This window comes from Streptomyces iranensis, from assembly GCF_017874715.1.
GTDB lineage: Bacteria > Actinomycetota > Actinomycetes > Streptomycetales > Streptomycetaceae > Streptomyces > Streptomyces iranensis.
Genome location: NZ_JAGGLR010000001.1, coordinates 692,203 through 707,399, shown reverse-complemented (window position 1 = coordinate 707,399; position 15,197 = coordinate 692,203). Strand labels below are relative to the sequence as shown.

The window sequence follows — 15,197 nt, the reverse complement described above, 5'->3', positions numbered from 1 at the left end:
ACGGCTTGGCACGTCTGCCAACGCCAACGCAGCTCGGCGCAGGAAGCGGACTGAACGTGCATGCGCTCGCCGGGTACGAGAGAAACATGACGTCCGCCCCTGTGGGTGCGGGCGAGCACCCGCTGGGAATCGGTAGGCTTGCACGCATGTCTACTGCCTCCACACGCGTGCGTTTCGCCCCGTCTCCGACCGGTATGTTCCATGTTGGCGGAGCCCGGTCGGCCCTCTACAACTGGGCCGTCGCACGACAAGCGGGGGGCAAGTTCGTCCTGCGTATCGAGGACACCGACACGGCCCGTAACAAGCCCGAGTGGATCGACGGGATCATCAGCGCGCTCGCGTCCATCGGGATCTCCAAGGACGATCCCGCGTTCGAAGGCCCCTACTTCCAGTCACAGAACGCCGACCGGCACCGCGAGGCCGCCCAGCAGCTCTACGCACAGGGCCGCGCGTACTACTGCGACTGCACTCGTGAGCAGGTTCAGGAGCGGACCGGTTCGCAGCACCTCGGCTACGACGGTTTCTGCCGGGACCGGGGTCTTGAGCACGTGGAGGGCCGGGCGCTGCGGTTCCGTACACCCACCGAGGGCGAGACGGTCGTCGTGGACTTGATCCGTGGTGAGCCAGCCTTCCCGAACGCTTCGATCGAGGACTTCGTCATCGCTCGTGGCGACGGCTCTCCGGTCTTCGTGATCGCCAACGTGGTCGATGACCTCGACGAGGGGATCACCCTTGTCATCCGTGGCGACGAGCACCTGTCGAACACGCCCAAGCAGCAGCTGCTGTGGGAGGCGCTGGGCGCGAAGCCCCCGGTGTGGGCGCACCTGCCAGTGATCGTGAACGAGAAGCGACAGAAGCTTTCCAAGCGCCGCGACAAGGTCGCTCTTGAGGACTACCTCGCCGAGGGCTACCTGCCCGAGGCGATGACCAACTACCTGATGCTGCTCGGATGGGGGCCTGGCGACGACGTCGAGCTCCGCCCGTACGAGGAGCTGGAGCAGAAGTTCCGCGTCGAGGACGTGAACACCTCCCCCGCCTTCTTCGACCTCAAGAAGCTGACCGCGTTCAACGGCGAGTACATCCGCGCCCTGCCGCTGGAGAGGTTCATCGAGGCCTGCGAGCCGTGGCTCCGCGCCCCGTACGCCAACTGGGCGCCCGAGGACTTCGACCAGGCCGCCTGGGAAGCGATTGCCCCCCAGGCCCAGACCCGCCTGGCCGTCCTTTCGGACATCACCGCCAACGTCGACTTCCTGTTCCTGAAGGAGCCGGTGGAGGACGAGGCCTCTTGGTCCAAGGCGATGAAGGGCGACCCGTCGGCCCTCCTGACGACTGCCCGCGCCAAGCTGGAGACGGCCGACTGGACCAGCCCGGAGTCCCTCAAGGAGGCAGTCCTGGCGGCTGGCGAGGAGCACAGCCTGAAGCTGGGCAAGGCCCAGGCCCCAGTGCGCGTCGCCGTCACGGGCCGCACAGTTGGTCTGCCCCTCTTCGAGTCCTTGGAGGTCCTCGGCAAGGACCGCACGCTGGCCCGGATCGATGCGGCTCTCGCGAAGCTCGCTGGCTGATCACTTCCTGATCAGGGTCCCGTCCCGGCCGCGAGGAGGCGGGACCAAGCGTCGCGGAAGTACGTCGTGTCGAAGCGGGCCAGCGTCTCGTACACGGTCTTGGACTCGTCCGGTGGCGCATCCGCCTGCTCCCGTATCTGCTCGGCCAGCCGACGCGGCTCCGGGCTCGGTTGCCCGGTGAGGTTTGCGAGGTCACCGAGCCCAGCGATCGGCTTGATGAGGCACGGCATGCCGAGGAGCAGGGCCTCTGCGGCGCAACGGCTCCACCCTTCCCTCATGCGTGGCGTGAAGACTCCGACGTCGCAGGCCCGTAGCAGCTGGAGGTACTGAAGGCGGGGCAGGTCGAAGTGGTGTCCCGGGGAGCCGATGGTGTTGCTTCCTGTGGTCACGAGACACATTTCCGGTACGTCCCCGATGGCGGCGGCGACCGTGTCGATGCCCTTCCAGTGCACGGCCTTCCCCGCGTATACGGAGATCCCGTCCTTTGGAAGGCCGAACCTGGCTTTGCAGTCGGCCCGGTCCATGGCACGTGCCCCGTCGATCTCGGCGAGGTCGAAGGCGTTGTAGATCACCTGGACATTGCGCACGCCGCGGTCTCGGAGGAAGGCCGCCCAGTATGGGGCAACACATACGACCGCGCGACATTGGGCCAGGACCGCGAAGAGTCTGTGCCACAGCAGCGGTTCGAGTGGCCGGGAGTCGAACTGCAGCGGTTCGTAGTGGTGGAAGACGAAGACGGTCCGGGCCCGCATTTCCGGGGTGAACAGCAGGATGCTGAGGTCGTCCCACAGAAACGTGCCCGGCTGGGCCCTGAGGTCGCGGATGTGCGGTGTGAGGCGGGCGAGGTGACGCAGCTTCCGTCCCCGGCGGACGGCGTAGGTGCGTTTGTAGTCCGGCACCGTATGCCAGTCGATCTGGTCGGCTGTGGCGTTGTGGATCATGCGGAGATAGACGCGGCCTCCGGTGCGGCCCTGTGGCGACATGGAGTGGACGACCGGTTTCACTGGGCCGCCGTCTCCTGCGCGTGCCGCTGGTACTCGGCGGAGAGCAGTACAAACGCTGCCCGCAGCGGAGCACTCACCTCGCGGGACTCCTCGGCGAGCGGCAGGTAGGTACGCGTCAGGCTGCCAAGGAAGCGGGCTCGACGGCCCGAGTCCGGCGAGTGCCGCAGGTCGCGTAGGTTGTCGATGCGGTCGGCGAGGCGGACGAGTAGTTCGTCCTGGCCCAAGGCCTGGATCTTGTCGTGCCAGGTGTCAGCGTCCCCTGGCTGTTTGGGACGCTGCTCCAGACGGTGGTCGGGAATCATGGAGCGCAGCCGCTGTGCGAAGGCTCCGCCCAGGCCGGATTCGATCATGGGCTCGGCCGATGGGGAGATTTCCAGCGCGTCGTGAAGCAGGCCGAGGATGAGTAGGTCGGGTTCGGTGACGCCGAGTTCGTTCTTCAGGATGGCGACGACGCGCACCGGGTGGTTGATGTAGGGCGTGCCCTGGTCGCGGACATGGCCGGTGTAGATCGCCGTGGCCAGGGCGATGGCGTGTCGGCCTCGCTCGCGTGCGGGTTCCGGCCAGTCCATGAGGCCGAGTTCGTCTGTCACAGCGGGGGTGTTGCTCATGTGCGATCCCTTCCGGTGGAGGCTGACAGGACTGTGTCGATCTGCACGTGCGGGGCGAGGACCAGAGTGTCCTCGACGGCCAGGGCATCGAGACCGAGCCCGACAGCGGCGTCGACGGCCTGCTCGGCGGTGCGGAGGATGGGGGTTCCCTTGAAGTTCAGGGAGGTGTTGAGGAGCACGGGCACTCCGGTGAGACGGTAAAACTCCTCCAGGAGCGGGCGGACTCCTGAGTGGCCGCGGCTCACGGTCTGGAGGCGGGCGGTTCCGTCGTGGTGGACCACCGCGGGCATGCGACCAGACTTGCAGTGCCGGGCGCGCACGACACGGTTCATGAACGGGTCGGAATCCCCGAGGAACCACGCGTCGGCCTCCTCGGCGAGTGCCAGGGGCGCCAACGGACGGAAGTCGGCTCGCTGCTTGAGCGTGTTCAGGCGGGCCTTGGTGCTCTCCCTACCGGGGTGGGCGAGGATGGAGCGGTGGCCGAGAGCCCTCGGGCCGAACTCCATACCGCCCTGTACCCAGCCGACGACGTGGTGGTCCGCGAGGAGCGCGGCGACCGCGGGCACCAGTCGGTCACCGAGGTCGGAGACTCTTTGGTAGCCACCCGAGAGGGCCTTGTCGGGCAGAGAACCGGGAAGCGGGCCCCAGTCGGCGTCCTCGGGGGTCGGCAGGAGCGGTTGCCCGAGGACGTAGTTCCAGGCGTAGAGGGCGGCGCCGACCGCGGTGCCGGCGTCGTGCGGCGCTGGGGCGACGTACAGGTTCTCGAAGCCGGACTGCTCCGCGAGCGTTCCGTTGAGGTGGGAGTTCAGGGCGCAGCCGCCGGAGAAGACCAGCGTGCGGGCGGCCGTGAGATGGCGCAGGTGGCGGGCCACATGGATGACCGCTTCGGCGAAGACTCGCTGGGCAGCCGCAGCCAGGTCGGCGCGGGCGCCCAGCGGCTTCGCGTCGGCGGCCCGTGCGGTCCAGACGGCGCCTTCGACGCGGAGCGGGGTGTCGGGATCGTACGAGCCCCACGGTGCTGCGAGGTGTACGTGCCCGTCGTCGCCGAGATGGACGAGGCCGCGAAGTTCCTTGTAGTAGCGGTCGGGATCGCCGAACGCGGCCAGCGCCATCATGCTGCCCTCGGCTTCGTCGCCTGGCGGGATCACTCGCAGCGCGAGGTTGCGGTAGAAGTGGCCGAGCGAGGGATGGGTGCGCGCGGGTCCGGACGGACCCGGGGCGATGGCCGGCATGACCTGGTGGACGCGGTCGATGCTGTCTGGGCTCAGGTCGTAGCCGGTGATCCGTTCGCGCCCGGTCGCGATGTCCATGCCCAGAGCGGAGCCACCCGCGTCGATGACCAGCCCGGCCGCGTGCTCCTCGCCGGAGAGCAGGTAACCGGAGAGGACGTGTGCGGTGTGGTGGGAGATGAGCTTCAGCCGCCTCCCGAGCGGCTCCGGGAGCATGGCGGCGAGTTCGGCCTGCTCTGTGGATGCCCACGATCCGTGTTGGGGGCCGGGGCGCATGGACGGGGTCCACACGTGGTCGATGTCGTCGACGGTGATGCCGGCGGACCGCAGGCACCAGTCGAGGGCATGGGTGGGAGCGGTGAGGATGCCCTTGCGTGTGGTGCGGTTGTGCTTGATACCGCTCCACCGCTCCTCCTCGGCAGCGTGGATATGGCCGTCGACGATCAGGCAGGCCGAGGTGTCGTGGTGGAAGTTCAGGCCGAGTACTGCGGGCATGGGGACCTCCGGGCAAGGGGCGGTCAGACGGAAGTCGTGCGGCGGGTGGGGGCAGGGACGACTTGGAGACCCGAGTCCTTGTACTCGTGGCACTTCCGGCAGAAGTCGTAGTGCTTGCGGCGTGGCATGAAGACCTTGGTGGCGAAGTCGTCGTCCCAGACTGTGAACTCGCTGTCGTTCTTGGCCATGGCGTTGAAGCAGCGGTAGCAGTCGCCGTCGACTTCGATCATGAGGTGCTGGTCCACGTTGCGGTCGCAGAGTCCACCGAGGTCGTTGGCAGGCTGGCCGACGTCGATGTGGTGGACGTGGTTTGTGACGTGGATGGCTCCGTGCTCGTCGCACAGGGCGGCCAGCTGCCTGAGGCGGTCCGGGGCGATGGCCTCCAGCACGCTGTTGATGACGACGGTCTTGTCGGCCTCCCGGAGTACGGGGATGACGGTGCGGACCTCGTCGTAGTTGTCGTGTTCCTCGTCGCAGCCGATGAGGACCTGGTCGTAGTGCGCGAGGGTCGCATCGAGGAGGCGTTCGTTGCGGGCCAGGGTGATGGCGTTGGAGCCGAGCACCATGACCTGGTCCGGGAAACGGTCACGGGCCAGGCCGCTGAGCTCGCCGAAGTCGCGGTGGACGGTGGGTTCCCCGCCGTTGATGTGGAGCTGCCGGAAAGGGATCTGTCCAAGGCGGTCGAGGACCTGCTTGAACGTGTCCAGCGGCATGTTCTCGCCTTGGCCGCCTTCGGCGAAGATGCAGAAGTCGCAGTGTCGGTTGCACTTGGTCGTGATCTTGATCTTCGCGGTCTTGAGAGTCCTTTGGGCACCGAACAACACGGAGGACGTCATGGAGAGCCCCTTCGGTCACGTGGAGTGGGTGGAGAGGAAGTCTTCGACGACGGAGCGGTGACGACTCCACAGGGCGAGGAGGTCACGAAGGGTGGTTGCCGTGGTCGGACCTGGCGGCAACAGTCCCGTCATGGCCTTCACGAGCAGCGCGTCGTCGCCGGAGGTTCGGTCGGTGAGGCGGGTCAAGGTGTTCCGGGCGGAACGCAGCTCCTTCTCCTCGCGAGCGATCAAGTAGCCGGTCGCGGTCTCCGGCGGGGGATCCAGGTAGTAGATCCAGCGCGCGACCCGTACGCGGAGCATGCCGGCGGTCGTGGTCCAGGCCGCCGCCATCGACTCCTCCGGCAGCGCCGCGGGGGGCGGTGTGCGGCGCAATACGGCGTCCACGGTGGCCTGGGCCGAGCGCAGTAGCCGCGTGAGAGAAGGCCCCGGATCCGAGGCGGTGGTGGACAGGCGGAGGACCTCCTCGAAAACGGCTTCGAGTTCGCCGGGGTGCCACTGGTTGAGGGCCGCGGTCTTCCCGGGGCAGCGGGTTCGCGTGGCGAGGGCCGCCGACGCGAACCAGCACGGGGCCACGTAGTGCCAGGCGATGCAGTGCCTTCGGTAGGCGTCGAGGTCGTGGTGGACGTTGTCGGTACTGTCCTTGTCCAGTTGGTAGCGGCCTTCGATCCGAGCATCGAGGATCCCGCGGTAGAACCTCTCGTCCGCGCGACTCCACGGCATCATCTGCGCACGGGACTGCCACCGTCGGAGAGTGGCCGCGTTGCCCGTGGCCAGGCTCCAAGTGGATGTCTCGGCCGCCGACACATGGCCCCGGTCGAGCTCGCCGACGGTGAACGCGAACCCCGGCGGATGTTCGAGCAGCCGGCTGTGGGCCGGGTCCAGGAGCACCGCCTGGTGATGGGCGGTGCCCAGCCGCTCGTTCCACTCCCACCATGAGCCGGGGGTCTGGTCGAGAATGACGCGGATGTCGAGGTCCGAGTGCGGTGCTATGAGGTCGCCGGCCTGCCACTTGTGCGTGAGCATGCTCGCGGTGACGCCCTGGGCGGCCAGCTGCTCGGCGTAGACGACGCAGAGCCGCGCGTACGACGCGGTGGAACGGGCCGTGGTCACTCGGCCTCTCCTTCGGGCCGACGAAGCGAGCAGCCCCCACCCGTACCGTCGGCCACGGGCAGCAGGGGAAGCACGGGCACACCCTGCGGCCGCTCCAGACGGTCCCAGCGCAAGTCGTAGTCGACGTAGTGGAAGCCCTGCCAGGCCTCGTTGCTGTCGCGGTCGAGCATGGCGCGGAAGAGGTGGGCGTAGGCGTCGGCCATGGTGCCGTCGGCGAGGTGCGGCTTCAGAGGGATGTCGCGGTTGTGGAGGATGCACGGCCGGGCGATGCCGGTGGGCGTGATCTTGATGCGGTTGGCGTCCGAGCAGGTGGCGCAGGAGGAGTTGGAGATGAACCCGATGGAGCCCGCCCAGCCGGGCGGCTGGAGGTAGCGTCCCGGGCTTCGCACGCCCAACTCGGTACGGGAGATCTCGCCGGCCTTCTCGAACCACGTGTGGAGGAGTTCGCGGACCTCCGCCTCGGGCACGAACTCGGTGGAAAACAGCGCCTCCGCCGGTCCGATGCGCTGCAGCTCGATCAGCCGTACGGCGACAGGGAGTCGTTTGGCGAGCTCTGCGACACCGAAGGCGTCGTCCAGGTACGACCGCTGGAGCACACAGTTGATCTTGACCTTGAGGCCGAGTTCGAGTGCTCGGTCGATCGTGGCACGGGAGACACGCGGATCGCCGCCTCCCATGATCTCGGAGGATCGTGTGGGATCGAGGCTGTGCAGGCTGATGTTCAGGTACGTGAGCCCGGCGTCGTGCAGCGCGTCCACGGTCAGGCCGCGACGCAAGTTGCCGTGGCTGGTCATGCCGATGGCTGCCTTGTTGCCGAGTCCGCTGGAGAGCGCCCCGATGAGGTCGAGGATGTCGGCACGCAGCGTCGGTTCACCGCCCGAGCAGTGCGCCTTGCGGATGCCCCAGAGCCCGGCCTCGTTCGCGATGCCCGCGTAGTCGGAGACCGTGAGCGTCTTGTCCTTGTGCCCGTAGTCGGGCATGCACCGCGGCTTGCAGAAGACGCAGTCGAGATTGCAGATCGAGTTCAACGTGAACGCCAGGTAGGGGTGGTTCCGGCCCGTCTCGGCGAACTGCCGCACCAGGTTGGTCCTGGACAGCTTCTGTTCAGTGGGAGTCATGCGGCCCTCCATGAGTTGGGGTGACAGCACCGTTGAGGGGCTGACCGGCGAGGAAACGCCGAAGGTTGTCGCGGAAGAAGGCGACGGCCTGATCCATGTAGGCGTCGCTGAAGACCGCGCTCTTGGGCGTGAGCACGATCCGTGGATGGTGCCGGAGCGGATCGTCGAGTGGAGGTGGCTTGCTCGGCTGTACGTCGAGGCCGGCCCCGACCAGCGGTCCCGTGTCCAGTGCGTCGAGGAGCGCGCCGTGGTCGACGGTGCTGGCCCGGCCCAGATTGATGAAGATCGCTCCCGGACCGCAGGCGCGGAAGGCGGTCTGATCAAAGAACCCGCGTGTCTGGTCCGTCGCGGGGAGCAGGTTGACGACGGCGCGTGAGCGCGTGAGCGCTTCACGAACGCGATCCGCCGGTACCCATTCGATCCCGCCGGGTTCGGAACGAGGTGGTCTGCGCCTTACGCCGATGACGTGCATGCCAAAGGCCTGGGCCACCTCGGCGAGGTGGATGCCGACAGAACCGCACCCGACGATCGTGAGGGTCTGTCCGTACAGGTCGAAGAAACTGCTGGCGAGGTCGTCCTTCCACCAGACGGAGCGGGTCTGGAGTCCGCTGCTTTCGAACAGGCCACGCGAGAAGCCGAGGAGCAGCCCCATCGCGTGCTCCGCCATCGGCTGACCGTGGTAGCCGTACCCACGGGTGAGCGTGATGCCCGCGGCATCCAGCGCGGCGACCGGCCAGTGATCGACGCCCGCGGACGGAGTGGCCGTCCACCGCAGCCGTGTCGGGGCCTTCACCCAGGCGGCGTCGAAGGCCCAGCCGAAGTAGACGTCAGCGGTACCGATCTCGACGGGGACGTCGTCCTCCTGGGCAAGGCGTAAGCGGACGTCCGGGAAAGCGGACCGAAGCTGTTCGGCATGCCGGTCGGAGAACTGCCAGAAGGTGTACGGCGAGTTGAGAGAGACCAACGCTGTGGTTGTCATGCCCCGCCCCTGACAGCGCCACCGAGCGTCATCGCCCAAGGGGTGTACTGGCGCAGGTAGGTGCGGATCGTGGACTCGTAGTCGTGCCGGGCCGTGAGCAACGCCCGGCTCCGGGCACGCATCTGCTCACGCTCTCGGTCACTGATATGCAGCGCCCGCCTGATCGCACGGGAGAGGTCCATGGGGTCACGGGCTTCTGCCGTGAATCCGGTCACCCCGTCGACGACCGTCTCCGTCAGTCCGCCCACCCGCGTCGCGACCACCGGGGCTGCCCCCGAGGCGAACGCTTCGAGAGGGATTCTCCCGAACGGCTCGGCCCGGGAGGGCACCACCACTCCACGGAGAGCTGAGCTTCGCAGCCACGTGCGGTACCGGGACGAAAACCGTGGCAGGAACGTCGCGTCGATCGCGTAATCACGGGCCATCGCCTGGAGCTGACGCTGGTGGTCAGTGAGGTTCTCCGTATGCGTTGTGGGCGCGAGCACGAGGTGCGGCACCCGTTCACCTCGCGCATCAAGGATGCGGAGGGCCTCCAGCAGGTCCTCGAACCCCTTGCTCTCCACCGCCCGGCCCATGGCCAGCAGGAAGCCTGCTCCGGCTCGCGGCGGCAGCGGAGCGGGAGGTACGTCCTCGTGGTCGCTCAGGAGCAGGCCGTTGGGAAGGTCGACAACTGCGTGCCGCGGAACCCTGTAGACCTGCTCCAGGTGGCCGCGCATGTGGTGCGAAATGGCGGCGACGCGTGCCCCGCCGCTCACGGCGGCTGTCAGCGCCTTGTGCTCCCAGTGGACACGCCGCCAGTCCTCCGGCGAGGCGAGTTCGCTCGTCGAGCGGGGCACGAGCAGGAGACTGAACGGATCTCCGGCGCGCAAGTGCGACCCCAGACCGAGGAAGGGGATGTCGAGGCCGATGAGCTGAGCCATGGGTGCATCGGAGAGATGCTGCCGTGCGACTTCCGCCACGCGCGCACACAGGCCTTCGCAGCCCGCGACGGCAGCGGTCGCCGCGCGACCGCCCGGAACGGGAACGACCTCAGCCCCAGCTCGTCGGAGGACCCTCTCCGTCTCCGCCACCCATACTGGGTCGTGGCTGGGGTCGGAGCGCGGGATGTGGACGGGTATGACCAGGAGGCGTTCTGGGGGCAGCGCCCGCGTGAGTACGTCTAGGAACGCCCGGTTGCTGAAGCCTGTGCCCGACGTGCAGCCGTAGTAGCCATCATGCAGCGCGACGGCGATCTTCGATGGGGGCTCTGTCGAGAGCGGCTCGACAGAGCCCCCTGCACTTCTCTGCCGTGGCAGGGGGACCGAGTCGCTGGCCGGAACATGGGTCACGCCCTGTGAACTGTGCTTGCGAGCTGCCATGGGCAGACTCCTCCAGTGCGGGATCGGCGGGGAGAACGGTGGCGTAGGCAGGGGGACACCCGGGTTGAGGTGCGGGGGTGGGGTCTATCGGAGACTCCGTGCAACGGAGCGTGAAGAGACGATTTCACTAGGCGAGCGCGCCGAGCGGACAAAGTGTCCGTAGGAATTCGCTGACAGCCCATTGACATCAACAAGCGTGCCGATCACGGCCAGTTGGCGACGGTTGGCGCTCTGGGCGGTCGGCTCGTGTATCGGCTGCTTCCGCTTCGCTTTCATTCCTGTGCCCCAAGTCGTCACGACACGCTCCTTCTGTCTCGGGCCCTCCAACGTCGCTCCGCCCGACTTCCAGCACACCGGAGGCACCGGTGACCTGAGGAGGCGATGAAGCGGTCAACTTGGTCAACCTGCCGGGCGAGTTGCGCAAACGCGGCGAAAGTTGGGAATGCCTGAGCGCGAGACGCAGCCCACGAGTTGGACAGTCCGGGGAGAGGTGCGCCATGCCGAACGCACGGGACAGGCGTAACGAGGTGGTGTCGGGCTGTCTGGAAGAACTCGACTGGAGCCCCAAGGTGTTGGCCCGAAAGCTGAACCGCGTTTTCGGAGTGGGGACCGTCGCCGAGTCCGCGCCCTACCACTGGCGGGACTCGGGGGCCGTACCTCGTTCTCCGCTGCCTGCGATGACTGCGTACGTCCTCTCCCAGGAACTGGGGCGCGTCGTCTCGATCGAACAGCTCTGGCAGGGGAGAGCAGCGGATTCGCCCATGTTGGTAGCTGCGGACGCAGGCTTTGGGCACGCTTGGAACGTCCAGGGGCTCGGTCACATCGTGGAGGACTGGGTGCTCGGTGGGTTGCTCGACCGGCGGCGCTTCCTGGCCATCTCGGGGTCCGGGCTGCTTGCCGCTGTATCCCATTACCTGGACGGGACGGCCGGCCGCGGGGCGCTAGGCCCGAGGGCCGCCGTTGAAGGATGTATGGACCCGCTCGTTACCCAGGTTGAGCAGAACCTCCCCCTGCTGCAACTCCTCGACGACGCGAACGGCGGGGCTCGTCATCTGCCGTATGTCGGAGCGCAGTTCCGAGCAGTCGGACTCCTTCTGCACGAAGGTGCTCACTCGGACGCGATCACCACACGACTTGTCCGGGCGTTGGCCGAGATCGGACAGCTCGGTGGCTGGATGGCCTTCGACGCGGCAGACCACGGTCTCGCCCAGCGGTACTTCGTCACCGCACTCCGTGCCGCGCACCAGGTCAACGACCGTGCGCTGTGTGCCCACATCCTGGCCGACATGTCCTTCCAGGCCGCTGCTCGTCAGCATCCGGCTGACGCGATCCACTTAGGCGAGGCCGCTCGTCGTGCGAGCGAGGGAGGGACAGCGGGCGTGCGCGCCTCGGTGCTCTCCCGCCTTGCCCACGGGTATGCGACGGCCGGCCGCAGCGTGGACTTCGAGCGGACAAGCGAACTGGCCCGTGAGCTGATCGAGCAGCGGTCGGATGCCGGACTCGAGCCCCGGTGGATGTACTTCCTGACACCCAACCACCTGGAGTGCCAGGCCGGATACTCCTTGATCGGCTTGGGCCGCTCTACCCTGCGCCAAGGAGGTCGCTCTGCCGGACGGGGTTTCGTACGCCGCGGGGAGGCACTCCTGGAGACGGGAGCACATGGAGTGGAGAGGGGAGATCCGAGCCAGCGCAGGGCGCTCTTCGAAGGGGCGTGGCTCGCCCTGGGGTACAGCGCCTCAGGCGAACTGGAGCGGGCTTGCGACATCGCCAGAACGGCTGCCTCCAGGCTGGCGACCGTGCGCTCGCCCCGAAGTACCGCGCTTCTTCGACAACTGGCCGTCGAACTGCGTCGCAAGCAGAGAAACCCACACGTCGGCACTCTCCTGCCCGATCTCGAGGAGCAACTGGCGAAATACGCGGGTTCGGCAGCGGGGCCCCCGGATACGGTCGGAGCATGACCACAACCGGCAAGATCGTCATTGTTGGCGGAGGCGTCACAGGGTTGACCACAGGCGTGGCACTCCTCGAAGCAGGCCTGCCCGTGCACCTGGTGGCAGCGGAGGTCCCGGGCCCGACGTCGGTCGCCGCGGGCGCGATGTGGGGCCCTTACCTGGTTGAACCGTGGTCGAAGGTACGGCCATGGAGCCTTGTCTCCCTCGACACCTTTCGAGGGCTGTCAGGCGACCCCGCGACGGGCGTTCGGATGGTCAGCGGCGTCGAAGCTGCTCGAAGCGCAGTGTCCGCCCCGGAGTGGAGCACCTTGCTGCCCGACTTCCGTGAGTGCTCCCCCGGAGAACTGCCGGCCGGGTTCGAGGGAGGCTATCGCTCCACGGTTCCTCTCATCGACATGCCCGTCTACCTCCAGTACCTACTACGACGGTTCCGGGAGGCCGGAGGAACGGTGCAGCAGCAGTTCGTCAGTTCGCTCGACGAGATCGACGACGGGTCCGTGATCGTCAACTGCGCGGGGCTGGGAGCGGGCGAGCTCGCCGCGGATGGGAGCATGCGGCCGATTCGTGGCCAGCACGTGGTCGTGAAGAACCCAGGCATCACGGAGTTCTTCTCCGAGGACACGGGTCTGTCGCCCGATCTCGTCTGCATATACCCCCACGGCGAGACGGTGGTTCTCGGGGGCACGGCGATCGACGGCGAGCCGAGTCTCCGGGAGGATCCGGTCGCGGCGAGAGCGATCGTCGAGCGATGCGCGGAGATCGATCCTCGGTTGGCGAAGGCTGCCATCGTTGCGCACCGAGTAGGAGCGCGGCCAACGCGCTCCGAGGTGCGTGTCGAGGCAGATGTCCGCGAAGACGGCGTCCCGCTGATCCACAACTACGGCCATGGAGGGAGCGGCGTCACCCTGTCATGGGGCTGCGCGCGCGAGATCGTCGGGCTGCTTCCGTCCTGAAGTTGGCCCCGCTGTCGAACAGGGCGGCGGGGTGTCTTGGTCGGGCTCGGTCAGGGGGCGCTGACTTGTCGTTGGGACGCTCGGTCTCAAGAGCACTCGACGGCGTGGATAGCCACCAGCCTCACCTACTCCTCATCGAGCAGTACAGCTTCGGCGATCTTCTGCGCGATGTCCTCCACGGAGTCGTACTCGGTACTGAAGCCCGCCTGGTCACCGAGGAAGCTGCTGAACTTCCCGACATCCCCGAAGCTCACGCCGTGGAGTACGGGGATCACTGTGTCCTTGTGCAGCAGGGCACCGAGCTCGCGCTCGGTCCAGAAGCGTCGGCCCAGGTACGCCTTGGTAAGCAGTGTCACACCCGCTCGCGCTCGGGTAAGTCCGTCATCCATCTGACGGGACAGACTCCTTCCGGCGCGGATGGCCACCTCGTCGAACCAGACTGTGATGCCGAGGGAATCAAGCTCGCTACGCAGCTGTTCGGCCACATCGGCTCCGTCGACACGCGCGTAACTGAGGAAGACGTCGTACTCGCGCTCGTCCTGCTCAGCTACGGCACTCTGCACTCGGTCGACGAGGTGCTGCTCTTCCACCGTAAACGAGACCGACGAGCCGCTGCTTCGCCTTAGCTTGGCGAGCTGCTGACGGTTGTGTCGTTCAGCTGCGCGGTTGTAGTCCGTCACGGCCTTCTCGACCTGACTCTCAAACTGGCGCTGGGCCCTCTTGGCGTCCTGCTCTGCCTTGCGCTGGGCGCTTCTGAGCTGCTGGCGCATGGAGCTTGCGCTGATCCTCTTGACCACTGGTCCTCCGAAACGACTGAGCGTCCGCCTCCTCATGAGGCTCCGCTGGACCACGCTAGATGATGGGTCCGACAGTGGAACCAAGCGTCCACAATGCTGCTATTACGGTTCTTTCCCGGTTAAGGCAACGAGCTGACCGTCGGTGGGTGATCAGGGCGTAGTCGCGATCGGGCAAAGAGGAAGACCGGTTTGCGGCGGGGCTGTCCGCCCCGGACGCGGACCGGGGGACCGCGTCGAGCAGGGGGAGCAGCTGGGTGATGTCGTTGCGCATGCCGCCGGTAAGCAGGTCCACGGCTCATCCGGCACGATTCACGGCGACGTGCTTACACCGGGCCGAACGGCCAACTCCTACTTCCGATACATGGCCGACAGCGAGGATCCATCACATGGCGTCAGCCGTTGTAAGTACCATGCTCTGATGCGGCCAGAACCTGGACAGGTACTGCACTTCTCCGAGGATCCCACGATCGCCCGCTTCGTCCCGCGCGTTTCCCCGACGTCGAAAGACCGGGGGGCCTTCGTCTGGGCCGTGGACGCAGTCCGCTCCCCCGACTACTGGTTCCCCAAGCAGTGTCCCCGGGCAATGGCATGGGTGACACCCGACACGTCCCCGTCAGACCGTGAGCGGATCATCGGCCCGGGCGGGGGTGATCGAGTGCACGCGATCGAGTACGACTGGTTGGAGGAGATCCGGAGCGTTCGCCTCTACGCCTACCGGTTCGACTCCACGCCGTTCCGCCCCATAGGAGAGCCCGTCTCGCGCGCCCACGTCGCGGAGGAACCCATCGAGCCGCTGGGTCCACCCGAGCCCGTCGGCGATCTCCTTGCCCTGCACGCCGAAGCCGGCATCCAGCTGCGGGTTCTGAACATCCTGTGGCCGTACTGGGAGACCATCACCTCTAGCACCTGCGGTTTCAGCGGCATCCGGCTGCGCAACTCGCTCGGGCACCCCGCACACCGGCCCGAGGCCCGACCGCGAACGCTCCTCGGCCAGGTGGGCTCCGGTGGAGCGCCCGCGGAGCGGCAAAACCAGAGGAGGGCGCAGGACAGTCCGGGGGAGTCGCCCTCTTTGGATCGATAGGTGTCGCCTTTGGCAGAAGAGCGCATTCACTGACGCGGGTTTCCGGCATGTGCAGGATTCGCGCGGACAATCTGTCCGTAGGTAATTCGACGCCTGCCTCTTGACTGGGAGGCGA

At 67.2% G+C, this 15,197-nt stretch carries 13 protein-coding genes and 1 pseudogene; 4 read left to right on the top strand and 10 right to left on the bottom strand.

The genetic code is table 11. The features are described 5' to 3' along the window. The first annotated feature begins 194 nt into the window (after window positions 1–194). Window positions 195–1,562, top strand: coding sequence for a glutamate--tRNA ligase (gene gltX / locus J2Z30_RS03070; protein ID WP_044576235.1), 1,368 nt, complete (start codon window positions 195–197; stop codon window positions 1,560–1,562). An 11-nt stretch (window positions 1,563–1,573) separates the two neighbouring features. On the opposite strand, the gene J2Z30_RS03065 is transcribed toward gltX, so the two are convergent. Genes J2Z30_RS03065 through J2Z30_RS03030 form a run of 8 tightly spaced genes read right to left on the bottom strand, consistent with a single transcriptional unit; the run spans window position 1,574 to window position 9,861 of the window. Then, entirely contained in the window at window positions 1,574–2,566 is a 993-nt protein-coding gene (locus J2Z30_RS03065; RefSeq protein WP_044576238.1) for a glycosyltransferase, read from the bottom strand. After that, entirely contained in the window at window positions 2,563–3,174 is a 612-nt protein-coding gene (locus J2Z30_RS03060) for an HD domain-containing protein (protein ID WP_044576241.1), read from the bottom strand. The genes J2Z30_RS03065 and J2Z30_RS03060 overlap by 4 nt, the downstream gene beginning before the upstream one ends. Beyond that, window positions 3,171–4,898, bottom strand: a complete 1,728-nt coding sequence (locus J2Z30_RS03055) for a carbamoyltransferase C-terminal domain-containing protein (protein ID WP_044576244.1) — start codon at window positions 4,896–4,898, stop codon at window positions 3,171–3,173. Before J2Z30_RS03055 ends, J2Z30_RS03060 begins: the two co-directional genes overlap by 4 nt. A 23-nt stretch (window positions 4,899–4,921) precedes the next feature. Further along, on the bottom strand, window positions 4,922–5,734 hold the full coding sequence (locus J2Z30_RS03050; RefSeq protein ID WP_044576247.1) for a radical SAM protein: 813 nt from the start codon (window positions 5,732–5,734) through the stop codon (window positions 4,922–4,924). Between the two features lie 15 nt (window positions 5,735–5,749). Continuing rightward, window positions 5,750–6,844 (bottom strand): hypothetical protein, encoded by a 1,095-nt coding sequence (locus J2Z30_RS03045; protein ID WP_044576248.1) that lies wholly within the window; start codon window positions 6,842–6,844, stop codon window positions 5,750–5,752. Further along, complete coding sequence (locus J2Z30_RS03040) at window positions 6,841–7,962, bottom strand: radical SAM protein (protein ID WP_044576251.1); 1,122 nt, start codon at window positions 7,960–7,962, stop codon at window positions 6,841–6,843. The genes J2Z30_RS03045 and J2Z30_RS03040 overlap by 4 nt, the downstream gene beginning before the upstream one ends. After that, the gene (locus J2Z30_RS03035) at window positions 7,949–8,941 is read right to left on the bottom strand and encodes a D-2-hydroxyacid dehydrogenase (RefSeq protein ID WP_044576252.1); all 993 of its coding nucleotides are present in this window, start codon (window positions 8,939–8,941) and stop codon (window positions 7,949–7,951) included. The genes J2Z30_RS03040 and J2Z30_RS03035 overlap by 14 nt, the downstream gene beginning before the upstream one ends. After that, the gene (locus tag J2Z30_RS03030) at window positions 8,938–9,861 is read right to left on the bottom strand and encodes a glycosyltransferase family 4 protein (protein WP_245387442.1); all 924 of its coding nucleotides are present in this window, start codon (window positions 9,859–9,861) and stop codon (window positions 8,938–8,940) included. Before J2Z30_RS03030 ends, J2Z30_RS03035 begins: the two co-directional genes overlap by 4 nt. A gap of 935 nt (window positions 9,862–10,796) precedes the next feature. Between J2Z30_RS03030 and J2Z30_RS03025 the strand changes: the two genes are divergently transcribed. After that, the gene (locus tag J2Z30_RS03025) at window positions 10,797–12,257 is read left to right on the top strand and encodes an NsdA family TPR-like regulatory protein (RefSeq protein ID WP_044576255.1); all 1,461 of its coding nucleotides are present in this window, start codon (window positions 10,797–10,799) and stop codon (window positions 12,255–12,257) included. After that, window positions 12,254–13,204 carry an FAD-dependent oxidoreductase gene (locus J2Z30_RS03020; RefSeq protein WP_044576258.1) on the top strand — a complete coding sequence of 317 codons (951 nt, stop codon included), beginning with the start codon at window positions 12,254–12,256 and terminating at the stop codon, window positions 13,202–13,204. Before J2Z30_RS03025 ends, J2Z30_RS03020 begins: the two co-directional genes overlap by 4 nt. Window positions 13,205–13,329: 125 nt before the next feature. Here the strand turns inward: J2Z30_RS03020 and J2Z30_RS03015 are convergent, their stop codons facing one another. Continuing rightward, a complete protein-coding gene (locus J2Z30_RS03015) occupies window positions 13,330–13,974 on the bottom strand; it encodes a toll/interleukin-1 receptor domain-containing protein (RefSeq protein ID WP_209468527.1) in 645 nt (214 codons plus the stop codon). A 197-nt stretch (window positions 13,975–14,171) separates the two neighbouring features. Continuing rightward, window positions 14,172–14,287, bottom strand: a pseudogene (locus J2Z30_RS49295) (IS5/IS1182 family transposase); the annotation flags it as partial. A gap of 132 nt (window positions 14,288–14,419) precedes the next feature. Here J2Z30_RS49295 and J2Z30_RS03010 point away from each other — a divergent pair. Continuing rightward, window positions 14,420–15,082: a DUF6886 family protein gene (locus J2Z30_RS03010; protein WP_209468526.1), complete on the top strand. Its 663-nt coding sequence runs from the start codon at window positions 14,420–14,422 to the stop codon at window positions 15,080–15,082. The last annotated feature ends 115 nt before the right edge of the window (window positions 15,083–15,197 follow it).